Origin of the sequence: Mycoavidus sp. SF9855 (assembly GCF_024582735.1) — a bacterium.
In the GTDB taxonomy this organism is placed as follows: Bacteria; Pseudomonadota; Gammaproteobacteria; order Burkholderiales; family Burkholderiaceae; genus Mycoavidus.
Genome location: NZ_CP102085.1, coordinates 1,968,876 through 1,992,696, shown reverse-complemented (window position 1 = coordinate 1,992,696; position 23,821 = coordinate 1,968,876). Strand labels below are relative to the sequence as shown.

Annotated in this window: 18 protein-coding genes and 1 pseudogene; 16 read left to right on the top strand and 3 right to left on the bottom strand. The window is 53.3% G+C overall.

Annotation, left to right across the window (positions count from 1 at the left end; genetic code table 11):
* The first annotated feature begins 41 nt into the window (after positions 1 to 41).
* The 16 genes and pseudogenes from mraZ to lpxC all read left to right on the top strand — a co-directional run bounded on the left by mraZ (position 42) and on the right by lpxC (position 18,245).
* Positions 42 to 470: a division/cell wall cluster transcriptional repressor MraZ gene (mraZ, locus tag NQD60_RS08015; RefSeq protein ID WP_223692312.1), complete on the top strand. Its 429-nt coding sequence runs from the start codon at positions 42 to 44 to the stop codon at positions 468 to 470.
* Position 471: 1 nt separating this feature from the next.
* Positions 472 to 1,422: a 16S rRNA (cytosine(1402)-N(4))-methyltransferase RsmH gene (gene rsmH / locus NQD60_RS08010; protein ID WP_257100388.1), complete on the top strand. Its 951-nt coding sequence runs from the start codon at positions 472 to 474 to the stop codon at positions 1,420 to 1,422.
* Positions 1,419 to 1,721 carry a cell division protein FtsL gene (gene ftsL, locus NQD60_RS08005; RefSeq protein ID WP_223692310.1) on the top strand — a complete coding sequence of 101 codons (303 nt, stop codon included), beginning with the start codon at positions 1,419 to 1,421 and terminating at the stop codon, positions 1,719 to 1,721. The genes rsmH and ftsL overlap by 4 nt, the downstream gene beginning before the upstream one ends.
* Positions 1,718 to 3,502, top strand: a complete 1,785-nt coding sequence (locus tag NQD60_RS08000) for a penicillin-binding protein 2 (protein ID WP_257100387.1) — start codon at positions 1,718 to 1,720, stop codon at positions 3,500 to 3,502. The genes ftsL and NQD60_RS08000 overlap by 4 nt, the downstream gene beginning before the upstream one ends.
* On the top strand, positions 3,499 to 5,079 hold the full coding sequence (locus NQD60_RS07995; protein ID WP_257100386.1) for a UDP-N-acetylmuramoyl-L-alanyl-D-glutamate--2,6-diaminopimelate ligase: 1,581 nt from the start codon (positions 3,499 to 3,501) through the stop codon (positions 5,077 to 5,079). The genes NQD60_RS08000 and NQD60_RS07995 overlap by 4 nt, the downstream gene beginning before the upstream one ends.
* Positions 5,076 to 6,482, top strand: coding sequence for a UDP-N-acetylmuramoyl-tripeptide--D-alanyl-D-alanine ligase (murF, locus tag NQD60_RS07990; RefSeq protein ID WP_257100385.1), 1,407 nt, complete (start codon positions 5,076 to 5,078; stop codon positions 6,480 to 6,482). The genes NQD60_RS07995 and murF overlap by 4 nt, the downstream gene beginning before the upstream one ends.
* A gap of 4 nt (positions 6,483 to 6,486) precedes the next feature.
* Entirely contained in the window at positions 6,487 to 7,656 is a 1,170-nt protein-coding gene (gene mraY / locus NQD60_RS07985) for a phospho-N-acetylmuramoyl-pentapeptide-transferase (protein WP_257100384.1), read from the top strand.
* Positions 7,657 to 7,670: 14 nt separating this feature from the next.
* On the top strand, positions 7,671 to 9,215 hold the full coding sequence (gene murD, locus NQD60_RS07980) for a UDP-N-acetylmuramoyl-L-alanine--D-glutamate ligase (RefSeq protein ID WP_257100383.1): 1,545 nt from the start codon (positions 7,671 to 7,673) through the stop codon (positions 9,213 to 9,215).
* A pseudogene (gene ftsW / locus NQD60_RS07975) lies at positions 9,215 to 10,351 on the top strand (putative lipid II flippase FtsW); the annotation flags it as partial. The gene murD and the pseudogene ftsW, both read left to right, overlap by 1 nt.
* Positions 10,348 to 11,445 (top strand): undecaprenyldiphospho-muramoylpentapeptide beta-N-acetylglucosaminyltransferase, encoded by a 1,098-nt coding sequence (gene murG / locus NQD60_RS07970; RefSeq protein WP_257100382.1) that lies wholly within the window; start codon positions 10,348 to 10,350, stop codon positions 11,443 to 11,445. The pseudogene ftsW and the gene murG, both read left to right, overlap by 4 nt.
* Positions 11,442 to 12,830 carry a UDP-N-acetylmuramate--L-alanine ligase gene (gene murC, locus NQD60_RS07965; protein WP_257100381.1) on the top strand — a complete coding sequence of 463 codons (1,389 nt, stop codon included), beginning with the start codon at positions 11,442 to 11,444 and terminating at the stop codon, positions 12,828 to 12,830. Before murG ends, murC begins: the two co-directional genes overlap by 4 nt.
* Before the next feature lie 26 nt (positions 12,831 to 12,856).
* Positions 12,857 to 13,786, top strand: a complete 930-nt coding sequence (locus NQD60_RS07960) for a D-alanine--D-alanine ligase (RefSeq protein WP_257100380.1) — start codon at positions 12,857 to 12,859, stop codon at positions 13,784 to 13,786.
* A 15-nt stretch (positions 13,787 to 13,801) separates the two neighbouring features.
* Entirely contained in the window at positions 13,802 to 14,551 is a 750-nt protein-coding gene (locus NQD60_RS07955) for a cell division protein FtsQ/DivIB (RefSeq protein ID WP_257100379.1), read from the top strand.
* A gap of 52 nt (positions 14,552 to 14,603) precedes the next feature.
* Complete coding sequence (gene ftsA, locus NQD60_RS07950) at positions 14,604 to 15,833, top strand: cell division protein FtsA (RefSeq protein ID WP_257100378.1); 1,230 nt, start codon at positions 14,604 to 14,606, stop codon at positions 15,831 to 15,833.
* Between the two features lie 135 nt (positions 15,834 to 15,968).
* On the top strand, positions 15,969 to 17,150 hold the full coding sequence (ftsZ, locus tag NQD60_RS07945) for a cell division protein FtsZ (RefSeq protein ID WP_257100377.1): 1,182 nt from the start codon (positions 15,969 to 15,971) through the stop codon (positions 17,148 to 17,150).
* A 177-nt stretch (positions 17,151 to 17,327) separates the two neighbouring features.
* Positions 17,328 to 18,245 carry a UDP-3-O-acyl-N-acetylglucosamine deacetylase gene (gene lpxC, locus NQD60_RS07940; protein ID WP_257100376.1) on the top strand — a complete coding sequence of 306 codons (918 nt, stop codon included), beginning with the start codon at positions 17,328 to 17,330 and terminating at the stop codon, positions 18,243 to 18,245.
* Positions 18,246 to 18,410: 165 nt separating this feature from the next.
* On the opposite strand, the gene NQD60_RS07935 is transcribed toward lpxC, so the two are convergent.
* From NQD60_RS07935 to NQD60_RS07925, 3 genes are all read right to left on the bottom strand, one after another.
* Positions 18,411 to 19,340, bottom strand: a complete 930-nt coding sequence (locus NQD60_RS07935; protein ID WP_257100375.1) for an Rpn family recombination-promoting nuclease/putative transposase — start codon at positions 19,338 to 19,340, stop codon at positions 18,411 to 18,413.
* Between the two features lie 530 nt (positions 19,341 to 19,870).
* Positions 19,871 to 20,938, bottom strand: a complete 1,068-nt coding sequence (locus NQD60_RS07930) for an SWIM zinc finger family protein (protein WP_257100374.1) — start codon at positions 20,936 to 20,938, stop codon at positions 19,871 to 19,873.
* Between the two features lie 33 nt (positions 20,939 to 20,971).
* Positions 20,972 to 23,800 (bottom strand): DEAD/DEAH box helicase, encoded by a 2,829-nt coding sequence (locus NQD60_RS07925; RefSeq protein WP_257100373.1) that lies wholly within the window; start codon positions 23,798 to 23,800, stop codon positions 20,972 to 20,974.
* Positions 23,801 to 23,821: the final 21 nt, after the last annotated feature.

Sequence of the window (23,821 nt, the reverse complement as noted above, 5' to 3'; positions counted from 1 at the left end):
TTGAGTGGACGCCGTGAGGTGTTCCAGGTTAGGAGAAACGAGTGTTCCAAGGGGCGTCAGCGCTGACACTCGATGCGAAAGGACGGATGTCGATTCCGTCTCGCTATCGGGAGGCGTTGCAAGGACAAGCAGCAGGTCGGGTGACGATGACGAAGCACCCGGATGGGTGTTTGCTGCTTTTTCCATGCGCTGAATGGGAAAACTTTCGCACAAAAATTGCCGCTTTGCCGATGGATGCTCATTGGTGGCGTCGCATTTTCTTAGGCAATGCCTCTGAGGTCGAACTGGATGGTACGAGCCGGGTGTTAATTTCGCCTGAATTGCGCAGCGCCGCAGCGCTCGATAAAGAAGTCATGTTACTGGGTATGGGCGGCTGTTTTGAAATTTGGAACGCGCAGACTTATGCAGCTAAAGAACAAGCGGTGATGGCTCAAGAAATGCCTGCTGCATTGAAAAATTTTACGTTCTAAGGTGGCTGTCGCTATGCAGGGTTTGCGACATTGTACGGTGCTGCTTGAGGAGGCGGTTAACGCCCTGATTTGGCGGCCCGATGGCATCTATATTGATGGCACTTTTGGGCGTGGCGGACACAGCCAGTTGATGCTTGAGCGGCTGGGTGCGGATGCGCGTTTGGTGGCTTTTGATAAAGACCCGCAGGCGTTGCTGGCGGCACAGCAGATGACAGATCGGCGTTTTGAGATCGTGCATAGCAGTTTTGCTAATTTGCATGACGAAATGGCGCAGCGTGGCGTAGAGCGGGTCGCGGGTGTTTTATTAGATTTGGGCGTTTCCTCGCCGCAGCTTGACGATCCTGAACGCGGCTTTAGCTTCCAAGTGGATGGGCCACTGGATATGAGGATGGACTCAAGCCGTGGCGAGTCGGCGGCGCAGTGGCTGGCGCGCGTGCCACAACAGCAATTAACCGAGGTCATACGGGATTATGGGGAAGAGCGGTTTGCTCATCAGATTGCAAAAGCGATTGTTGCTCGCCGGGCGCAAGCTGAACGCTTGGGACCGATCACGCGCACCCGCGAGTTGGCCGAGATCGTGGCCAGCGCCGTCAAAACTCGTGAGCCGGGGAAAAACCCGGCTACGCGCACCTTTCAAGCTATACGGATTTACCTTAATCAAGAACTTGAAGAATTGGAAATAGCGCTGGCCGCGGCACTCAATTTATTAGAACCAGGAGGGCGTTTGGTGGTGATCAGCTTTCATTCGCTTGAAGATAGGATCGTTAAGCAGTTTTTAAAAAAACATGCGATGCCTCCTATGCTTGATCGCCGCTTGCCGATTCGGGCTGCTGATCTACCCATGCCATTACTTAAATTGCATGGGCGTATACGCGCGAGCGCAGCTGAAATTGCGCTTAATCCGCGTGCGCGCTCGGCGTTGCTGCGCTGCGCCGAAAAGGTGGCGTCATGAGCCGCCTGCATTTTTTGTTGTTAGGTGCGCTGGTGATGTGTGCGTTATCCGTGATTAACGCAACTGATCAGCAGCGTCGCATCTTTATCGAGCTTGATCGGGCGCAGACGCAAGAGCGCCAGTTGCGGCAGGAATGGTCGCAATTGCAATATCAGCAAGGTGCGTTGTCAAAAATATCGCGTATCGAGAGCGTCGCGCAGCGCGTGCTTAAAATGCGGCCGGTGAGTTCCGGTTTGACCCACTATTTAACTGATCAGGCCCCCCAAGCGCCGGTTTTTTCTGAAAAGGGTGGGGGATGAAACAGGTCTCACACCGCGCCATTCCGTTTTCGGCAAGCCCAGTGTTATCGCTGCGCTTGCCGTTATGGCGTTCAAAATGCGTCGTCTTTTTGCTCTTTCTGGGCTTTGCTGCACTGGCTGTGCGCGCCTTATGGATCCAGGGGCCGGGTAACGACTTTTATCAAAAACAAGGTGAGAGCCGTTATCAGCGCACGCTTGCGTTACCGGCAACCCGTGGCAAAATTTTTGATCGTAATGGTGTGGTGCTGGCGACCAGTTTGCCGGTGCGCGCCATTTGGGCGATTCCAGAAGATGCACCGAGTGACCTAGCTGACCCTAAGCTTGAGGCATTGGGCAAACTGCTAGGTTTGAGCCGTCAGGCGCTGCGTCGCAAGTTGGCCGAAGATAAAAGTTTTGTGTATATCAAACGTCAAGTGCCGCTTGACGTAGCTGAGCAGGTTGCGGCGCTGGATATCCCAGGGATTTATCAGCGTAAGGAATATCAACGCTTTTATCCAGAAGGGGAAATCACGGCCCACTTAGTGGGCTTTACCAATATTGAGGATGAGGGGCAAGAAGGGATTGAACTCAGTATGCAAAAGCAACTGATCGGTATGCCAGGCAGCCGCCGTGTGATTAAAGATCGGATGGGGCGCGTGGTAGAAGATGTCGATGAATTGGTGTCGCCACGCGATGGGCGTGATTTAACCTTGTCGATTGATAGCAAATTGCAGTATATCGCCTATACCGATTTGAAAGCAGCGGTGCTGCGCAATAAAGCCCAAGCGGGGGCCGCGATTGTGCTTGATGCGCATACTGGCGAAGTGTTGGCCTTAGTGAATTATCCGGCCTATAACCCGAATCGTCGAACCCAGTTGACCGGTGCTCAGCTGCGCAATCGCGTGCTGACGGATACCTTTGAACCGGGCTCGATTATGAAGCCGCTGACCTTGGCCCGGGCGCTCGACTTGAAGCGGGTCGCGCCCACGACACTGATTAACACTTCGCCTGGCCGCTATAAACTGGATAACGCAACGATTAGCGATAGCCGTGATTTTGGTGTCCTGACGGTGGCTAACGTGTTGCAAAAATCAAGCAATATTGGGACCACCAAAATTGCCTTGCAGCTCAAGCCAGAAGAAATGTGGGACATGTTTACCAGCGTTGGTTTTGGGCAGGCGCCGGAGATTGGTTTTCCGGGGGCGGTTGCAGGCCGCTTGCGACCTTGGCAGCGTTGGCGGCGGATTGAGCAAGCGACGATGGCTTATGGCTATGGCATTTCAGTTTCGTTGTTTCAGATAGCGCGTGCTTATACTGCGTTAGCGCATGATGGGCAGTTGCTGCCGCTGACACTGTTCAAAAATTCTGACCATGGCAATCAGGCGAGTGAACGCATTGCTGGCGTGCAGGTTATTTCGCCGCAGACGGCTCGTCAGGTGCGGCAGATGCTCGAAGCGGTGATCGGGCCTGGTGGCACGGCGCCAGCTGCGCAGTTGGCCGATTACCGGGCTGGCGGCAAGACGGGTACTGCGTATAAGCATGCTAAGGGCCAGTACGATAAATCAAAATATCGCGCCTCGTTTGTTGGCATTGCGCCCATGTCGGCGCCGCGCATTATTGTTGCAATTTCCATCGATGAGCCAAGCGCCGGCAAACATTTTGGCGGTCAAGTCGCCGCTCCAGTGTTTGCGGCAATCGCCAATGATACGTTGCGGGCATTAAATGTGACCCCCGATAAACCGGTGCAACTGATGGCGGTAGCGAATAGTGTGCAACAGAATCGTTTGGAGGCGAATAGATGAGCAGCGTATGTAATTTAGCGAATGACAAGGTGGCGGACGTGCTGGCGTACACGCTTAACTGGCTGCGTGCGCGTGTTCCTGCCACTGCGAATGTGCACGCAGATAGCCGGGCTGTGCAGTCAGGCGATATTTATTTGAGTTATGCCGTCACGGAAGAAGAGCAGCGCCGTTATTTTGGCGAAGCAATCAAACGGGGCGCGGGCGCAATTCTGTGGCAGCCTGGGCAATCGGAGTCTGCGCCGATCGGCTTGGTAGGGGCAGAAAATTTTGCTGTGCCAACCTTAGCCATCCCTAACCTCACTGAGTTGGCGGGGCCGATTGCCAGCGAATGGTACGGTGCGCCCAGTCAGGCGCTATTGGTCATCGGAGTGACTGGCACGAATGGTAAAACTTCTTGTAGCCATTGGGTGGCGCAAGCCTTGTCCGCGCTTGATAAACCGTGCGCGATTATGGGTACTTTGGGGGCGGGCTTGCCTGGCAAATTGGTGGCCACGGGCTTCACGACTCCCGATGCGACTCAATTGCAGCGCAGTTTAGCGCAGGTGTGTCGCGCAGGTGCGCAAGCGGTTGCCATAGAAGTGTCATCGCACGGCTTGCAGCAAGAGCGTGTCAATGGCATTGCTTTTGATACGGCGATTTTTACCAATCTATCGCATGACCACCTAGATTATCACGGCACATTAGAGAACTATGAAAGCGTGAAGGCGCGTTTATTTGACTGGCCGACATTGCGCTACGCCATTATTAATTGTGACGATGCCGCAGGCGCGCGTTTGCTGGCGCGCCTGCATGGCAAAGTGCAGACGATTGCGTATGGTATTAATGAAGCGACCGTGGCGTCTCAGCGAATGAACGCAGACGGTGTGCTGCGCGCGCAGGACATTCGCTCGACGACTGCGGGTACGGCATTCAAAGTGAGTTCTAGTTGGGGCGAGGGTGAAATTACGGTGCCGATGTTAGGTACTTTTAATGTGAGTAATTTACTTGCCGTGCTGGCTACGTTGTTAACGGCAGAGGTGCCATTCGAGGTTGCGTTGGCTCAACTTGCTCGCTTAGAGCCAGTGCTTGGCCGCATGCAACAATTGGGCGGCAATATGACATTGAACGAGCCGCTGGTGGTGGTTGATTATGCCCATACCCCTGATGCCCTGGAACAGGCTTTGGTTGCGCTGCGCCCAATTGCCCACGCCCGTGGGGGTAATTTGGTCTGTGTTTTTGGCTGTGGCGGTAACCGCGATACCACTAAGCGCGCGCTCATGGGGCGTAGCGCCGAACGGCTTGCCGATGCCGTCGTATTAACCAGCGATAATCCGCGTCACGAGCAGCCTGCTGCGATCATCGACGATATTTTGCACGGCATGTCCGACCCGACACGTGCCGAGTGCATTGAAGATCGCGCGCGCGCAATTTTGCGTACGATTCGTGCGGCTGCCTGTGAGGACGTGATTTTGCTGGCCGGCAAAGGTCATGAGACGACGCAAGAAATACAGGGCCAAAAGTATCAATTTTGTGATCAAGACCATGTGCGTCTTGCCTTGGCCGCGCGTGCAACGCAAGCGGTAGGGGGCCATGGATGAGTCCACTGTCATTGCGTGAGGCCGCGCTGCTGATCGCGGGTGCTCAGATTCTGGGTGAGCCAGACACCTGTTTTGAGCGAATTTCTACTGACAGCCGCACCGCCGGCCCAGGCGATCTCTTCATCGCACTAAAGGGAAAAACCTTTGATGCGCATGATTTTCTGCCCGACGTAGTGGCGCGTGGCGTGGCTGCGATCTTAGTGTCACGCCCTCCTAGTCAGGCTTCTGTGCCAACTTTATGTGTGTCTGATACACAACAAGCGCTCGGTGCGCTGGCGCGTGGCTGGCGCCGCCAATTCAAACTACCCTTGGTCGCGGTGACGGGTAGCAATGGCAAAACCACAGTCAAAGAAATGATTGCGTCGATTTTCACGGCGGCAGTGGGCGAGGGGGCGTGGCTTGCTACCCGCGGTAACTCAAATAATGAGGTGGGCGTACCGCTCACTTTGTTGCGCTTAAATGCGGCGCATCGGCTCGCTGTGGTCGAGCTTGGCATCAATCATCCAGGTGAAACGGCGCAGCTGGCCGCGCTTGCCGAACCCACTATCGCGCTGATTAACAATGCGCAGCGCGAGCATCAAGAATTCATGGCCAGCGTAGAAGCCGTGGCGCACGAACATGCGAATGTGCTGCGTGCCTTACCCGTGGAGGGTATTGCGGTGCTGCCAGCAGACGATGTCTATACGTCGATTTGGCGCAGCGCGGCGAGTGGACGTCGCATCATCGATTTTGCACTGGCCAGCGCCGCGGCTGTCAGCGGCACGTTATGCTCTGAGGGCCGGCTGGCAGTGCAAACGGACATTGGTCGGTTCGAACTCACCTTGCCGGTGCTGGGCGTACACAATGCACGCAATGCTCTGGCGGCAACAGCCGTGGCGCTGGCCGCGGGAGTGACGCTGGCTGCCATCCGCTTGGGACTTGAAAAATTCCAGCCGGTGAGTGGCCGGCTGGTTGCCAAAGTGGTTCGCGTTGGGCCATTTGCCGGGGCCATGGTAATTGATGATAGCTACAACGCGAATCCCGATTCAATGCGCGCAGCAATTGACGTGTTGGCAACGCGTGCGGCGCCGAGGGTGTTGGTGATTGGCGCAATGGGTGAGCTCGGGCCGCAAGGCGCTGCTTTTCACCGTGAAGTGGGGGTCTATGCCCGTGAGCGTGGCATTGATGCGTTATATGCATTAGGAGACGCTACGCGCGATGCCTGTAGCGCATTTGGTGCAGAGGCTAAACATTTCAGTAGTGCTGAAGCATTAATTAAACAGCTGTTAGGTGCGGGTTTTGATGCCAGCGCTACGGTGCTGGTTAAAGGTTCGCGTTTTATGAAAATGGAACGCATTGTCGCAGCGCTTGGCGCTGAATCGATTGAGGGCCCAAGCGCCCCTTTTACATTCATAGGAAATTAAGGCAATGCTACTTTGGCTCGCGCACTGGCTACAACATGACGTAAGTTTTTTGCGCGTGATTCACTATCTGACTTTGCGAGCGGTGATGGCCGCGATTACTGCCCTAGTGATCGGCTTAGTGTGCGGTCCATGGGTGATTCGTAAGCTCACCAAACTCAAAATGGGCCAGGCTGTGCGCCAAGATGGTCCGAGCACGCACCTGGTCAAAGCAGGCACCCCAACCATGGGCGGGGTGCTGATTTTAATTGGTATCGCCGTAGCGACTTTATTGTGGGCCGATTTGACCAATCGTTTTGTCTGGATTGTGATGCTGGTTACGTTTGGCTTTGGTCTGATTGGTTGGGTTGATGATTATCGCAAAGTGGTGCATAAAAATCCACGTGGCATGTCGTCACGCGAGAAATACGGCTGGCAATCGCTGATTGGCCTTTTTGCTGCGGTGTATCTTGCGTGTAGCGTATCGGAGGCCAGCAATGTTCCCGTGTTTGATTTTTTTATGGCATGGGTGCGTAGTGGCTTGTCGACTGATTTGCCGGCGCGGGCAGATTTACTGCTGCCGTTTATCAAGTCGATCAGTTATCCATTAGGTTTATATGGTTTTATTACGCTCACTTATTTTGTGATTGTGGGTACTAGCAATGCGGTGAATTTAACCGATGGCTTGGATGGTCTAGTGATTATGCCGGTTGTGTTAGTCGGCGGAGCATTGGGGATTTTTGCCTATGTGATGGGCAGTGCTGTCTATTCAAAATATCTGTTGTTTCCCCATGTTCCAGGTGCTGGCGAGTTGCTGATTTTTTGCGCGGCGATGGGGGGCGCAGGCCTTGCCTTCCTTTGGTATAACACCTATCCCGCACAGGTCTTTATGGGCGATGTAGGTGCGCTCGCGCTGGGTGGCGCACTGGGTACGGTGGCGGTGATTGTGCGGCAGGAAATCGTCCTTTTTATCATGGGCGGCGTATTTGTTGTCGAAACCTTGTCGGTGATGATCCAAGTCATCTGGTTTAAATATACCAAACGGTATTACGGCGCCGGGCGCCGTTTATTCAAGATGGCGCCGCTGCATCATCATTTTGAGTTATCAGGCTGGAGAGAAACTCAGGTGGTCGTGCGTTTTTGGATTATTACGCTGATGCTGGTTTTGATCGGTCTATCTACGCTCAAATTGCGGTAAAAGAAACTATGTCAATGTTTGGTGAACTCCAACAACCCGCTGTGTTAGTGCTAGGCCTAGGTGCTTCGGGCCTGGCCTTAGCGCGTTGGTGTGCACACTATGGTTGTGCCGTGCGGATTGCCGATACGCGAGCAGAGCCGCCTAAACTCGCAGCGCTTAAAGAAGAACAGATCGCCGCGGAGTTTATCCATGGTGAGTTAACGCCAGGATTACTCGATGGCATTGAGTTAGTTGCCCTGAGCCCGGGGATTTCGCCGTGGCATCCTGAATTTGCACCATTGCTTGAGGTTGCGCGTGCCCGTGGTGTGCCGCTGTGGGGAGAGCTTGAATTTTTTGCCCAGGCGTTGCGAGCACTGAGGATGGAGGCTTATCAGCCGAAACTGCTCGCGATTACCGGCACTAACGGCAAAACGACAACCACTGCGCTCACGGGTTTATTGTGCGAGCGCGCCGGCCGGCGCGTGGGCATCGCCGGCAATATTGGTCCGCCGCTGCTTGAGCGCTTAGCCGAAGCCCTCAACGCTCATCAGCTGCCCGAAATTTGGGTGCTTGAGCTGTCGAGTTTTCAGCTGGCAAGTGCTTACACGTTTGCGCCCGACGCTGCTGTGATACTCAATATCACGCAAGATCATCTCGATTGGCATCAGAGCTTGGCGCACTATATTGCCTCTAAAAGCCGTATTTTTGGCGCTCATACCGTGCGTATTTTGAATCGTGATGATGCGCATACTATGGCGCTCGTGCAAAGTTCTGACTGGGTCAGCGAAGAGAGCGAAAAAAACCTACGCAGCTCGACGCAAAAAGCGGCGCGGGTGATTAGCTTCGGACTTGACGCTCCGCACATCAATGGGGATTACGGTTTAGCGCAAGAAAACGGCATGGCCTGGTTGGCGCTGGCTGAAGCTGTTGCCGACAGCACGCTGCCGCTATCCCCGCGTGCGCGCCCGCGGGCAAAAGTTGCGCATGAGATTGCCCTGAAACGGCTGATGCCGGTTGAGGCATTGCGCATTCGTGGTTTGCATAACGCGGCGAATGCGCTGGCCGCGTTGGCCTTATGTCGCGCGATCGACCTGCCGCTAGCCAGTCTAATGCATGGCCTGCGTGAATACCATGGTGAGCCGCACCGGGTTGAGACGATTCTCTCTTTAAACGGCGTCGAGTTTGTTGATGACAGTAAGGGCACCAATGTCGGGGCAACGGTTGCTGCCCTGAATGGCTTGGCGCGGCGCACTGTATTAATTATGGGCGGGGAGGGTAAAGGGCAAGATTTTGCGCCACTCGCAGCTCCCGTTGCCGATTGGTGCCGGGCCGTGATGTTGATTGGTCGCGATGCGCCGCGTTTACGGCAGGCATTGGCGGCTACGGGCGTGCCGCTGAACGAATATGCCACCTTGATAGATGCGACCCGCGCGGCCGCCACCCTGGCCCAAAAGGGCGACACAGTTCTGCTCTCGCCGGCTTGTGCGAGCTTTGATATGTTTCGCGACTACCGCCACCGGGCGCAAGTGTTCAGGCAGACAGTCGCCGAGCTAGCGAGTGCTTGCGGAGTGGTTTTATGAAGCTGCTTGAATATGATGCGCCGTTGATGTGGGCCGTCATTACGCTGCTGGGGCTAGGGTTGGTGATGGTGTATTCGGCATCGATTGTGATGCCGGATGCGCCGAAATATGCCTCTTATCAGGCGAATCATTTCTTGTTGCGGCATATTGTGTCGCTGTCGCTGGGGATGGTGGCGGCATTTTGTGTGTTTTGGGTGCCGCTTAAACTTTGGGATCGGTTTGCTTCTAAGCTTTTTCTGTTCGCCTTGGTGTTGCTGGTGATGGTCTTGATTCCTCCATTTGGCAAAGGGGTTAACGGTGCACATCGTTGGATTTCGCTGGGTTTACTCAATATTCAGCCCTCCGAAATTATGAAACTCGCAGTCACCGTCTATGCCGCGAATTACACCGTGCGTAAACAGGAGTTAATGCATAGCCTAGGCCAGGGATTTTTGCCCATGGCGTTGGCCGTAGGGTGTATCGGTGCATTGTTGCTGCTTGAACCCGATATGGGCGCCTTTATGGTGATCGCGGTGATTGCGATGGGGGTGCTTTTTCTGGGCGGAGTGAATGGCAAATGGTTTGGTGGCATTGCTCTGACGGTAGTGGGTACCTTTACGTTGTTAATTTGGTTATCGCCATGGCGGCGTGAACGCATTTTTGCTTACCTAAATCCGTGGGATGAACGTTATGCCCAAGGTAAAGCCTACCAGTTGACGCATTCGTTGATTGCCTTCGGCCGCGGTGAATGGTTTGGCGTTGGTTTAGGCGGCAGCGTTGAAAAACTCAATTACTTGCCAGAGGCCCATACCGATTTCATTCTGGCTGTGATTGGCGAAGAGCTGGGTTTTTTCGGTGTATTGGCCGTTATTGTGCTGTTTTACTGGATGGTGCGGCGCGCCTTCGAAATTGGCCGTCAAGCACTGGTGCTAGATCGTGTATTTGCGGGCCTTGCCGCCAAAGGTATTGGCTTGTGGCTAGGGGCTCAAGCCTTTATCAATATGGGGGTCAATCTGGGTTTGTTGCCGACTAAAGGGTTAACCCTACCGCTAGTGAGCTATGGTGGCTCAGGTATTTTGCTTAATTGTATTGCGCTTGCGCTATTAATGCGGGTCGATTATGAAAATCGCCTCTTAATGCGCGGAGGAAAAGTATGAGTAATGCGCGCACTTTGCTGATTGTGGCAGGAGGCACGGGAGGGCATGTGTTTCCGGGGCTAGCCGTCGCCCATCGGATGCGCCGCCATGGCTGGCATGTGGTCTGGCTTGGCAATCCCACGGGCATGGAGGCTGCGCTGGTGCCCAAGCACGGTATTCCAATTGAATTTGTGCGCTTTGGCGGGCTGCGCGGCAAGGGTTTGCGCACCAAGTTAATGCTGCCGATTAATTTACTACGCGCGGCTTGGCAAAGCCTGCGTGTGCTGGCAAAAATTAAACCGACTGTGGTGCTCGGGATGGGTGGCTATATTAGTTTCCCGGCCGGCGTGATGGCGGTACTCAGCGGCCGCCCATTTATTTTGCATGAACAAAACTCAATTGCTGGGCTGGCGAACCGAGTGCTTGCCAAAATTGCGCGTCGGGTGTTGGTTGCGTTTCCAGATGTCTTGCCGCGTGCCGAATGGACCGGTAATCCACTACGCGATGCGCTGATGGACTTGCCTGAGCCAGCGCAACGTTATCGGCAGCGGAGTGGTCGATTGCGCTTATTGGTGGTCGGTGGCAGTTTAGGCGCGGCGGCGCTCAATGAGGTTGTGCCGCGCGCGCTCAGCGCTTTAGCTGTCGATGAGCAGCCGCATGTCGTGCATCAAGCGGGCGTGCGGCAGATTGATGCTTTGCGGGCAAATTATGCCGCTGCTGGTTTGCACGATCATGAACAAATTGAATTGACGCCGTTTATTGAAGATATGGCGAAGGCGTATGCCGATGCTGATTTGGTGATCTGCCGGGCCGGCGCGATGACGATTGCAGAAATTGCCGCAGTAGGGGTCGCGGCCCTCTTGGTGCCGTTTCCACATGCGGTAGATGATCACCAAACAACCAATGCGGCGTTCTTATCTACGCATGGAGCCGCCGTGATGATTCAGCAGCGCGAGTTGTCTGCAGACAAGCTGGCGGCTTGGCTGCAGACACAAACCCGTGAGGCCTTAAGCCAAATGGCCGAGCGTGCGCGCCTGCTGGCTAAACCTGATGCAGCCGAGCAAGTGAGCAAAATTTGTTTAGCGGTGGCTGAGCGCAATAAGGGACAGCTATGAAGCATGTCGTCAAAAACATTCATTTTATCGGCATTGGTGGCTCGGGCATGAGCGGTATTGCCGAAGTGCTGTTAAATCTAGGGTATTGCGTCAGCGGTTCCGACTTAAATCGGACCGCAGTCACGGATCGCTTGGCGGCATTAGGTGCGCGCATTGCATTGGGTCATCAGGCTGAGCATATTGGAGAGGCCAACGCGGTGGTGGTGTCTAGCGCGATCCGCGCAGATAACCCGGAAATGCTGGCCGCCCGTCAACGTGGCATTCCGCTGGTGCCGCGCGCCGCGATGCTAGCCGAATTGATGCGCTTAAAGCAGGGTATTGCGATTGCCGGTACGCACGGCAAAACCACCACCACGAGCTTAGTGGCAAGTGTCCTGGCGCGAGGCGGGTTCGACCCAACTTTTGTGATTGGCGGACGCTTAAATAGTGCCGGCGCGAATGCCCGGCTTGGCACCGGTGATTTTATTGTGGCCGAGGCAGACGAATCAGATGCTTCTTTTTTGAACCTGTTCCCGGTGATCGAAGTCATTACCAATATTGATATGGACCATATGGAGACGTATGGACATAATTTTACGAAACTGAAGCAAGCCTTTATCGAATTTACGCAGCGCTTGCCGTTTTACGGTATTGCGGTGTTATGCATTGACGACCCGCATGTGTGCGAGATTTTGCCTGCCGTGGCTAAGCCGATTGTGCGTTATGGACTGTCGGAGCAGGCTCAGGTACGCGCCGTGGAGATTCGCGCCGAGGCCGGCCGTATGCACTTTACTGTTCTGCGCGCAGATGCTGCGCCCTTGGCCATCGAGTTGAATCTGCCGGGCCTGCACAATGTCCGTAATGCTTTAGCGGCGATTGCGATTGCCACTGAACTGGAGGTGGCCGATGAGGCTATTTGCCAAGCGCTGGCAGAGTTTACGGGTGTAGACCGCCGCTTTCAGCGCTATGGGGAAATCCCGCTAAGCGCTGGTGGCAGTTATACCTTGATTGATGACTATGGCCATCATCCGGTCGAAATGGCGGCCACGATTGAGGCTGCGCGCGGCGCTTTTGTTGGGCGGCGGCTAGTGCTGGCTTTTCAACCGCACCGTTTTACGCGTACTCGCGATTGCTTTGAGGATTTCGTTAAAGTGCTTTCTAGTGCGGACGCAGCCATCCTCACTGAAGTGTATTCGGCCGGTGAGGAGCCTATCACCGCGGCCGATGGGCAGGCATTGGTGCGCGCACTTCGTGCGTTGGGTAAGGTAGACGCTGTCTTTGCTGAGACTATCGAGGCGATGCCCGAGGCGATTACCCAGCAGGCGCGAGCCGGTGATGTCGTGATTACGATGGGGGCAGGCTCGATGGGTCATGTCCCGGTGTGGCTAACGCAGTCGCATATTTGAAATTAGAGGCAGAGGATAGATCAATCATGGATCCAAAAATATTTGGCAAAGTTGCGGTGCTATGCGGTGGCCAGTCCGCCGAGCGTGGCGTATCGTTGAATTCTGGGCAGGCGGTATTAGCTGCGTTGCGCGCGCGCGGCGTGGATGCTTGGCTATTCGATCCTAGCGAGCGGCCACTTTTCGCACTAAAGGAAGAGGGGTTTGCACGCGTTTTTAACGTGCTGCATGGCGGGGATGGCGAGAATGGCACGGTCCAAGGTGCGCTTAAATTTCTCGGTATTCCTTGTACCGGTTCTGGGGTGCTGGGTTGCGCTTTGATGATGGATAAGGTGCGCAGCAAATGGATCTGGCAGCAAAGCGGCGTACCCACGCCGCCGTTTGAGGTAGTGCTGCGAGGTGAAAACTACGAAGCCCGCGCGCAAGAGATCGCCACTCAACTCGGCTTGCCTCTTTTCGTGAAGGCCGCCAACGAAGGGTCAAGTATTGCCATTAGCAAAGTGAAAACAGCGGATCGATTAGCTGCGGCACTGGCGGAGATTGCTCATCATGAGCCCGTTGTGCTAGTTGAAAAAGGCATCGACGGCGGAGGTGAATATACGATATCGCTGGTCGAGGGGCTTGACCTGCCAATCATAAAAATCATACCCGCCAGTGAATTTTACGATTATCACGCCAAATATCTTGCTGAAGATACCCAATATATTGTTCCTTGCGGGCTGGCGAGCGCCGAGGAAAAACGCCTGCTGGAACTCGCCCGCCATGCCTTCAAAGTACTCGGCGGCAAGGGTTGGGGACGGATAGATTTTATGCTTGACGCCAATGGTAAGGCTTGGTTTTTAGAGGGCAATACAGTGCCAGGCATGACCAGTCACTCGCTGATCCCCAAAGCGGCAGCTGCCATCGGGATCAGTTATGACGAGTTGATGCTGCATGCACTGTCTCTCACCTTAGTCTAAAAAGATCCGCGCAAAATGTGGCACAACCTTCGTCAACTCAACTTACTCGCTAATCTGCTAAGCGCGTGTGGCGCGTTGCTATTGCTGGTGGGTTTGGCGTACTGGTTAAATCGGCAACCGGTGTTTGTGCTGCGAGCGTTGCGCATTGAAGGGGATACGAGCCACTTCAATATGCAAGGCGCGCGCGCCGCGATGAGTCAGTTGCGGGGTAATTTTTTTACGGTGGATTTGGATGCTGCCCGCACCGCTTTTGAGGCCATGCCATGGGTGCGCCACGCGAGCGTACGGCGCATTTGGCCTAATCGGCTCAGCGTAGCGCTCGATGAATATAAGCCGCTTGGCACATGGGGTAGTGATTGGTTGGTCAGTACCCAAGGCGAGCGTTTCACCGCCAATCCAGCGGAAGCCGGCGATGATTTGCTCGCGTTTAACGGGCCGCCGGGCAGCGAGCAGCAGGTGGTGGCGCGCTATCATGATTTTAAACGCTGGTTTGCCCCACTTGGTGTCCAGGTGCAAGAGGTCACTTTATCGTCTCGCTATGCGTGGAGCGTTGAGCTTGCCAGTGGCATGCGCATTGAACTCGGCCGTGAGCAGAGTGAAGACTTAAATATGGACACGTTAGCGAAACGTTGTAGCCGCTTGGTTGCTGCCTGGCACTATATGACCACGCAATGGGGCCCCCAGATTGAATATGCCGACTTACGTTATCCAAATGGTTTTGCAATTCGTGCCGCTGGGATGAAATTTATCGACCGCCCAAAATAGCGCTCATACGCTTAAATAGGCTGGACACTTTACTACTGCTTTAATTGATCCTATGAAAGATTATCAAGACCTATTAGTCGCACTTGACATCGGCACCTCGAAAGTGGTCGCGGTGGTGGCTGAACAAAAGGGCGAGGGCCGCTACGAAGTGATCGGTCTTGGCCAAAGCGACTCGAAAGGACTCAAAAAAGGGGTGGTGGTCAACATTGAGGCCACGGTACAGTCGATTCAGCGCGCGCTCGAAGAAGCTGAGCTCATGGCGGATTGCAAAATCGCGAATGTTTTCACCGGCATTGCTGGTAGCCATATCCGCAGCTTTAATTCGAGCGGTATGGTGGCGATCAAAGACAAAGAAGTGATGTCAGCCGATGTTTCTCGTGTCATCGAAACGGCCAAAGCCATCAATATTCCGACCGATCAGCAAGTGCTGCACATCCTCACCCAGGAATTCATTATCGATGGGCAAGAGGACGTGCGCGAACCGATTGGCATGAGCGGCATTCGGCTTGAGGTGAAAGTGCATATCGTGACAGGCGCGGTCTCGGCGGCGCAAAACATCGTCAAATGCGTGCGGCGGTGCGGACTGGAAGTGAATGATCTGATTTTACAGCCCTTAGCCTCAAGTCTGGCGGTGCTCACCGAAGATGAGAAAGAGCTAGGCGTGGTGTTAGTTGACATTGGTGGCGGCACGACGGATATCGCTATTTTTGCTGAAGGCGCAATTCGGCACACTGCCGTGATTCCAATTGCCGGCGATCAAATCACCAGCGATATCGCGATGGCGTTACGCACCCCTACGCCAGATGCAGAAGACATTAAGGTGCGCCATGGCATTGCTAAACAGGTCTTGGCTGATCCAAATGAAATGATCGAAGTCCCAGGTCTTGGCGAGCGTGGCCCGCGCATGTTGTCTCGGCAGGCGCTAGCAGCGGTGATTGAGCCGCGCATTGAAGAGCTTTTTTCACTGGTGCAACAAGTTGTGCGCGAATCCGGTTACGAAGAAATATTGTCTTCCGGTGTCGTTTTAACCGGCGGCGCAGCGCTAATGGCCGGCATGATCGAATTGGGTGAGGATATTTTCTTGAAGCCTGTACGTATTGGCGTTCCTCATTATCTTGGCGGTTTGGCTGATGTCGTGCGTAGCCCGCGTTATGCAACGGCCATGGGGCTGTTACTCGAAGGACATGCACAACGGATAAGGGGCCGCAAAGTTGCTGTGCGCGCGGGTTCGGCCGCACAGGTTTGGACGCGGATGAAGGAGTGGTTTTTGCGCAGTTTTTAAAAAAATCAACAGGGAAAAGTGGGTCTTAGAGGTGCAGAGCGAGTGCGTGGCGCACGCTTTTTTAAAACCTCGAAAAGGCCAGTTAGAGTTTGAAAAGTTTAAGTTAAGTTAATTTAATTTTGATGGAGAATCATAATGGAATTTGAAATGCTGGAAACGGAAACCAGCGGTACCATCATTAAGGTGGTAGGCGTGGGCGGAGCAGGCGGCAATGCGGTGCAGCACATGATTAACCGAGGCGTGCAAGGGGTAGATTTTTTGTGCATGAATACCGATGCGCAAGCCTTGATGCGCTCACAAGCCGCGCATGTGATTCAACTTGGCAAGACGGGTCTGGGCGCTGGCGCTAAACCTGAAATGGGGCAAGCTGCTGCCGAAGAAGCACGTGAGCGCATCGCCGATTGTTTGCGCGGTGCGCATATGGTCTTTATCACCGCAGGCATGGGCGGAGGCACTGGCACCGGAGCGGCCCCCGTGGTGGCGCAAATCGCCAAGGAAATGGGCATTCTGACTGTCGGTGTCGTCTCCAAGCCCTTTGAATTTGAAGGGGGCAAGCGCATGCGTATCGCTGAGGCCGGCTCGCAAGCGCTTGAAGCGCAAGTGGATTCATTGATTGTCGTGCTCAACGATAAGCTCTTTGACGTCATGGGCGATGATGCTGAGATGGACAAATGTTTTCAGTGTGCGGATGACGTGCTGCACAACGCTGTCGCCGGGATTGCAGAAATCATCAATGTCGAAGGTCTAGTCAACGTTGACTTTGAAGACGTGAAAACGGTCATGGGCGAACAAGGCAAAGCGATGATGGGTACGGCCACCATCGCCGGCATTGACCGCGCACGTCTGGCGGCAGAACAAGCGGTAGCCAGCCCATTGCTGGAAGGGGTTGATTTGTCGGGGGCACGTGGTGTGCTCGTGAATATCACCGCCAGCCGTTCATTGCGCCTATCTGAAACACGCGAAGTGATGAATACCATCAAAAGCTACGCTGCTGAAGATGCAACGGTGATCTTTGGCACGGTTTATGATGATGCCATGGGTGAGGCGCTGCGGGTCACCGTAGTGGCGACAGGTTTAGGCCGGACTGCCAAAAAAGCACAAGCCGTGCCGATGACCCTATTAAGAACGGGAACGGATAATGTACCGATGAACGTGGCTCACGCCCCGTTATCGAATACAACCGACTATGGTGCGCTGGATACCCCTGCTGTTTGGCGCAGCTCGCGTGAGACGGCGTCTGCTCATGTTAGCGCGCTAGAGAAAAAAGGCGTGGATCGATATGATATTCCGGCCTTTTTGCGTAATCAGGCGGATTGACGAACGGCGCCGCGGCTGACCAAGCCACTCCCCTTAAGCGCTACGGATGGCAAACGGGAGTGGGACTGCGCTCGTTTGCTTTTGGTAACGGTGCGCAACAGTTTGATAAAAGCCAATAGGCTGAATTGAGTATAATTCAACCTATTGGTCCAAGGTTTTCGATTATAAATATTAAATATGCTAAAGCAGCGCACAATTAAATCCATTGTCAGAACCGTTGGCATCGGATTGCATTCTGGTCGCAAGGTCGAGCTTACGCTACGTCCTGCAGCAGTTCATACGGGTATCGTGTTTACGCGCATTGATCTGACGCCGCCAGTTGAAATTCCAGCCTCTGCCTCTAGCATCGGCGATACTAGGCTAGCCTCAGTGCTGCAAAAAGAGGGCGCGCGCATTTCAACCATTGAGCATCTGATGTCGGCTTGTGCCGGGCTTGGGATTGATAATCTTTACGTAGATGTGACCGCTGAAGAAATTCCAATTATGGATGGCAGCGCCGCTTCTTTTATCTTTTTATTGCAGTCAGCTGGCATTGAAGAGCAAAACGCTGCCAAAAAATTCATCAAAATTAAACGGCGAATTGAGGTGCGCGATGGCGATAAATTCGCCTGCTTCGATCCATACTTTGGTTTTAAGCTTAAATTTACGATTGACTTTCACCATCCTGCCGTTGACAAAACAGGCCAGAAGCTAGTGGTTGATTTTGCGGATACCTCCTATGTGCGCGAAATCGCGCGCGCCCGGACTTTTGGCTTTGCGCATGAAGTGGAAGCGATGCGCGAGTTGGGTTTAGCGCGCGGCGGCAGTATGGACAACGCCATTGTGCTCGATGAATATCGCATCTTGAATAACGATGGCTTACGCTATGAAGATGAATTCGTGAAGCACAAAATGCTGGATGCGATTGGCGATTTATATGTAGCGGGTCACCCGCTGTTGGCTTCTTATGAGGCTTATAAATCGGGCCATAAGCTTAACAATGCATTATTGCGTGAGCTGTTTGCGCACGAAGACGCTTATGAGATTGTGACCTTTGAGGATGTACACAAAGCGCCTCGTGGTTTTGCCTTTGATGTGCAAACGGCTTTTGTATAAATTAAGTTTTATGATCATCGCTGATGTCTTTAAGCGGAGAGAGTCACCGTTGCTGGTCTTCGCTTAATCCTATCTTCCGCTACCCCCGCTCCGCTTCTCAGGTACTAGTTGTGTAGTAACTGAGCAAATAGACTATGAAGTCTAGTTAAAGTGTGCTGAGGGTATTTAATGTTGGAGCGCTATTTTTTTGATGTCCTCGTCAAAAAGACCGGTCACTTTTTTAACAAAAGCAGGTTCTGATCCCTCGGCTAGCATTTTTTTAGCAATAGCAAGCGCTTTCTGGTGCTCACCTTCTTGTCTACCTTCCTGCCGACCCTCTTGCCGCAATTGTTCGTTAAAAGTCATGATACTCTCCCGCTTCTCAGGTAATACTGTGCTTAGTAGCTTAAATAAATCTTCCGCTTTTTGCGGTTGCTTCCCTTGTTCATTTGAACCAATATACTCTAGCATAGCAAAAAAATATGACTCTGTCGTATGAGATACTGCCATCTTCAAGATGCCTTGGTCTGCAAGCTGCCGAATTGTTTCAATAAAATTGCGTTCCTGATAGCGCTTAAAAAGTAGTTCCATCAGTGAGGCTGCTCCATGCTGTTTCAAGGTATCGACTGGCAGCATTGTCAAATCAATGAGTTGGAACTGTTTGAAGACTAGCGCTCTTGCCATCTCAACATCATCAAAGTCTTCAAAGATATCTGTTGAATACGGATAGGGAGATACGGCGCCATGATAAAGACATATCGGCAAGACTAATGGGAGTGAGTTATGCCCAGCTTTTAAATGATCTCCCATCAAATTTACAGTGTACTGCAGCAGTCTAAAAGCCATATGTTTGCTGGCGGTAGATTGATGCTCAAGCAGCAGTAAAATGGGGATATAGCCTGCTTTGCCATTGATTTGGCAAGCGTAGACCATGTCGCTATGCACTTCGCGTAGCTCAGCACTAACATAGCTTTTATCAATGGCTCGCAGAGTGCTGAGGTCAAGCTGTTGATAGATATCAGCAGGTAAATGGGCTTTTAGAAAATCGAGAGCAATTTGTTTTTCTTTGAGGCTTCCCTTAAAAAATTTGTCATGGGGGTGAGAAATGATGGACATAGAAGTCGCTGGAATACTGAATTCAAATGTTAAAGAAAAATAGTATACTAGTTAAACTGGTATAAGTCTAGGTGTTATGATTAATTTTGTGTGGCTCAAACGATACTTGGGTGACTACCATGATTTGTCTATTAATCAGGACGACAGTCAGGGGATGGCTAAAGGTTTAATTAAGCTTGCTATTAGCTTTTAAGATGGAATAACAGATGATCAGCACTACGCTTGGGCACGTAGTTTCGGTAAATATACTGAGTTCGCCAATATGCAAAATTAACTAGTAAATTGAAGTGGTAACTTGCTCAAACTCAAGCTTTGGGAAGTGTGGTAAGTGGCTCGCTAGCCGAATGGCCTTCAAAGGAAATATAAATAGTTCTTATATATCAATAAATTATAATTCTGTTTATTGAAAGCTGGGGTAGCGGAATATAGGTTTAAGAGAGTATCGCCGGCTAGATTCAGGCAGTGCATCCAACCCCGTATGTTTGGATCGCCCCGCTGTGGTTTACCCCAATCCGGGTGGTGGCCTAAGCTCAGGTCATCGTGACTCGCCCTAGGTAATCCTCGATTCGTTTTTTTGTTTGCTTCGTTGCGTGATATACGCCGCGTTCGTTAGTACGTAGCAGGATGCCAGATTGGAGCCAGCTTTGCTGCATATGGCGAGGTATGCCGCGCCCAAGCAGATCACGTGCGGTGACGGTCTTTGTTGGTTTCTGGCGCGGTTGACGCAGCGCTGCCATTTTTTTCTTTACCGGCGCAGGCTGAACCTGCGCTACTTGACGAGTGGCCGCCTTTGGGGCCAGCGAGCGGGCAGGCTTGCCAGAGCGTTTGGCCGTGATCGCAGGACTCTTTGCCGCCAAAGAAGGTGCAGCTATCGCCACCGGTGACTCATTTAATTCAATACCAAATAATGCAGACAGATCTGACGTATCCAGTTGCTGGTGCGGTTCCGACTGTGCGTCGGCTATCGATAGGTTACCCGCTTGTCGAATCAATTCCAGCGGATCGACATGGCGCAACTCAAACAGTAATTCCGGCTGACTATCTAGGCGAGTGGCCACACCATACAATGCCGCGGCAATATGTTTGCACATCGACGCTGAATCGGGGCAGCTACAACGAAAATCAATCTGTTGCGGGACCGGAAACAAGCCGGCGCCGCGACGCGTGACTACTTCCATGACGGAGTTCGACAAACGCCCCTGCAACAACTCCACCAGCGATGCAACTTGACCCGCGCATTCACGCAAAATCGATTGCCAGCGCTCGGCCTCTAGTGCGTCTACTTCGATGCTAACCTTGTACATTTCTGAACCAAAAACCAACGCCGTAATTTTGCCGGCCTTGATTTTTAGATCAACCACCGAACCATGCCGCACGTAGGTGCGTCCACGCGGTAAGCGGCTAGCATAGTCGCTATAGGCTTCAAGATTGTCGCACCATTTTTTGCCCCAGAAAGTACGAGCGATCGCACGCCCCTCAATGGTGACTGGCTGACAGACTCGCCCTTTTTTTTCAAGGGATTTTAATTTTCGTAGTGCTTTGTCGCGTCGTTCCGCGACCGAGACATAAGGCGCCCAACCACCATCATAAAAATCCATTTTCATTCCACATGACAGAGCTGTACAGCGAGTTTATTTATCATCCATGGCGCTATTAATATCAAGCGATACTAGCTTTAGTAATGCCTTATTATCCATTTCGGTCAGCAACATTTCGCCACCGTTTGTAAGGATATCATTTGATAGTCCGAGTTTGGTATCGATCAGCGCATCGATTTTTTCTTCGACAGTACCGCGACAAATAAATTTATGGACCAGCACATTTTTTTTCTGGCCGATGCGGTAGGCACGATCGGTCGCCTGATTTTCCACCGCGGGATTCCACCAGCGATCGAAATGAATCACGTGCGATGCGGCCGTCAGATTAAGGCCAGTGCCCCCCGCTTTGATGGATAGTACAAAAAACGGCGGTCCTTGTTCCTGTTGAAATTGATCAACCAGCGACTGGCGTGTTTTGACAGGGGTTGCGCCATGCAACAGCAATCCAGGTCGCCCAAACACCCCTTGTAAAAATTCAACTAACGGCCCGGTCATTTCCTGGAATTGGGTAAATATCAAGACTTTTTCTTGGCGCGCCGCAATCGCTTCTGCAAGTTCGCGCAAACGGGCAAATTTTCCGCTGTCATCTGGCGCATAAGCACCATCGCCTAACCATTGGGACGGATGATTGCAGATCTGCTTGAAGCGCATCAGGAACGCCAACACCGCACCCCGCCTGGCGATGCCATCCAGAGTTTCGATCTGTTTGGCCAGCGCATCGACTGCTTGTTGATACAGACTGGCTTGCAGTCGGCTGAGTACGCAATAAGCCTTAACCTCGGTTTTGTCCGGCAGGTCGGCAATAATCCGCTTATCGCTTTTCAGGCGGCGCAGAATGTAAGGCTGAACCAGCTTGCGCAACGGCGCGTAACCAAGCTGCTCGTCTTGCTCTAAAAAGCGTGCGAAACGACTGAACATCTTGTTAGAGCCCAGTAGACCGGGACAGATAAAATCGAACAGTGACCATAAATCGCCCAGTCGGTTTTCCACCGGTGTCCCGGTCAACGCAAATCGCACCCGGCTCTTCAATGCCTTGGCCGCTTGCGTCTGCCGCGCCCCCGGATTTTTGATGGCTTGGGCTTCATCCAGCACCACCAGCGACCAGCGTGTCTCCAGCAGCCAGGGTAGACGGATCAAGTTACCGTAACTGGTGATGACAACATCCCACTCGGCCAATTGCCCGGCAGATAGGGTAGCAAGCGCTTTGCCTGGTTGCGCCGAGGAGTGTGCCACCAATATGCGTAGAGTAGGCGCGAAGCGGGCCATTTCGGCTTGCCAGTTGCCGATCAACGATGCGGGCAACACCAACAAATGCGGACCCGGATCGGCTTCCTGTTTTGCCAGCAAGAGCAGCGCGATGACTTGCACCGTCTTTCCTAGACCCATATCATCCGCCAGGCATCCTCCCAACCCCAGGCGATGCAACCACCATAACCACTGCACGCCATCTTGTTGGTAGGCGCGTAGTTGTGCCTTGAGTTCCGCTCCGGGGTGCGCTTTGCTACGCACATTGTGTGGATTGCGTAGCCCTTCCAGCGCATCCTTCAGCCAGTCACCCGCCACTACAGTAGACCAATCTGCCGTATCGTCTGATAGTGCTGCCATGCCATTGGCTTCCACTGCGGCACCGGCTAACAAGCGCAAACCATTAAGAAAAGAAATCCCCTCGCCAGCCGCCTCGCGCTGTACTTTTTGCCAATGTGCGAGGACCCCATCGAGCTTTTCTCGATCCAGTTCAACCCAACGCCCTTTGAGTCGTACCAAACCATCGCCGGCAGCGAGCAGTTGTTCCCATTCAGCAGACGAAAGCGCCTCGCCATCGAGTGAAAGCGATACATTGAAGTCGAGCATCGTATCCAGCCCTAAGCCAGCAGCGCGGTTGCCGATATTCACCTGTACCTGCGGTCGTGCTGGCTGATGGGGTTTCCACCAGTCCGGAATCCGCACCACGATACCGCATGCTTCGAAGAGTGGAATGTTACGCAAGAATTGATGTGCGTCGGAGGGCGTCCACGCGATTGGACGAAAAATGGCGCCGGAGTCCACCAGCACTTTTAACCATGGACTCTGCTCGGCCGCCTTGTGCACCGGCAGCAGCAGCCCAAGCAGCGTGTTGCGGTCGCCTACGCCAGCGTACTCTTGTAACGCCTTGCCTAGCGCCTGGTGCTGCACCTGTGAACGTGGCGATACGCCGGCTGCATACGTCGCGAGAAAAGCGAAGGGCGCTTGCTCATTATTTTTATTTTCGGCGAGATGAAAACAAACGCGACCAACCAAATTCCAGCTTGCGTGCTTACGCTGTAGCCATGCCTGCACGTCGTCATGTTCGGCCGAGATTTCTGTGCGCGCCGCGGCGTGCAGATCAGCCCAAAGAATTGCCAAGCCGGCGAGATTTAGATAGTGCGCTCCGATCATCAGCGGAATTGACGCTACCAGCTTTTCCAACTCGGTGAGAGGGGGGGCAATCTCGGCGCTGTCCCACTGATGCGTTAAATCCGGCACCGCACACCAGCGCGCCATGAACAGATGACCCAACTCGCGACCGAATGCAAGAGAAGACGGCAACCATGTCGCCAGCTCTACTGCGCCCAAGTGGAGTAGCCCATGGCCGCTGCCGCGCTCGAAGGCTTGGCGGATGCGCGTGGTGGCCGCTGGGGATAAATCAGACTGCCCTGCAACAGATGCCAGATGGATTCGCCCCGTCGGAGATATTTCCAGGGCCAGAGTACTCTCTTTGGAGCCAGTGTCGGGCCGCGCAGAATTGTCAACCTCAGATGGGAGAGGGCGACGATCCCCTTGGTTTAAATGTTCCTGCGGGTCCATCTTTTGCGGTTGGGGTTGATGCGCCTGCTTGCTCGACATAAAGTTTTTTTGGAGAAGGTT

Bases quoted from the DNA above. Each gene is read 5' to 3' on its own strand.
- murG (WP_257100382.1), top strand. From the start codon at position 10,348: ATGAGTAATGCGCGCACTTTGCTGATTGTGGCAGGAGGCACGGGAGGG.
- mraY (WP_257100384.1), top strand. From the start codon at position 6,487: ATGCTACTTTGGCTCGCGCACTGGCTACAACATGACGTAAGTTTTTTG.
- ftsZ (WP_257100377.1), top strand. From the start codon at position 15,969: ATGGAATTTGAAATGCTGGAAACGGAAACCAGCGGTACCATCATTAAG.
- NQD60_RS07955 (WP_257100379.1), top strand. From the start codon at position 13,802: ATGTGGCACAACCTTCGTCAACTCAACTTACTCGCTAATCTGCTAAGC.
- ftsL (WP_223692310.1), top strand. From the start codon at position 1,419: ATGAGCCGCCTGCATTTTTTGTTGTTAGGTGCGCTGGTGATGTGTGCG.
- ftsA (WP_257100378.1), top strand. From the start codon at position 14,604: ATGAAAGATTATCAAGACCTATTAGTCGCACTTGACATCGGCACCTCG.
- NQD60_RS07925 (WP_257100373.1), bottom strand. From the start codon at position 23,800: ATGTCGAGCAAGCAGGCGCATCAACCCCAACCGCAAAAGATGGACCCG.
- NQD60_RS07935 (WP_257100375.1), bottom strand. From the start codon at position 19,340: ATGTCCATCATTTCTCACCCCCATGACAAATTTTTTAAGGGAAGCCTC.
- lpxC (WP_257100376.1), top strand. From the start codon at position 17,328: ATGCTAAAGCAGCGCACAATTAAATCCATTGTCAGAACCGTTGGCATC.
- murC (WP_257100381.1), top strand. From the start codon at position 11,442: ATGAAGCATGTCGTCAAAAACATTCATTTTATCGGCATTGGTGGCTCG.
- NQD60_RS07995 (WP_257100386.1), top strand. From the start codon at position 3,499: ATGAGCAGCGTATGTAATTTAGCGAATGACAAGGTGGCGGACGTGCTG.
- murF (WP_257100385.1), top strand. From the start codon at position 5,076: ATGAGTCCACTGTCATTGCGTGAGGCCGCGCTGCTGATCGCGGGTGCT.
- NQD60_RS07930 (WP_257100374.1), bottom strand. From the start codon at position 20,938: ATGGATTTTTATGATGGTGGTTGGGCGCCTTATGTCTCGGTCGCGGAA.
- NQD60_RS07960 (WP_257100380.1), top strand. From the start codon at position 12,857: ATGGATCCAAAAATATTTGGCAAAGTTGCGGTGCTATGCGGTGGCCAG.
- murD (WP_257100383.1), top strand. From the start codon at position 7,671: ATGTTTGGTGAACTCCAACAACCCGCTGTGTTAGTGCTAGGCCTAGGT.
- NQD60_RS08000 (WP_257100387.1), top strand. From the start codon at position 1,718: ATGAAACAGGTCTCACACCGCGCCATTCCGTTTTCGGCAAGCCCAGTG.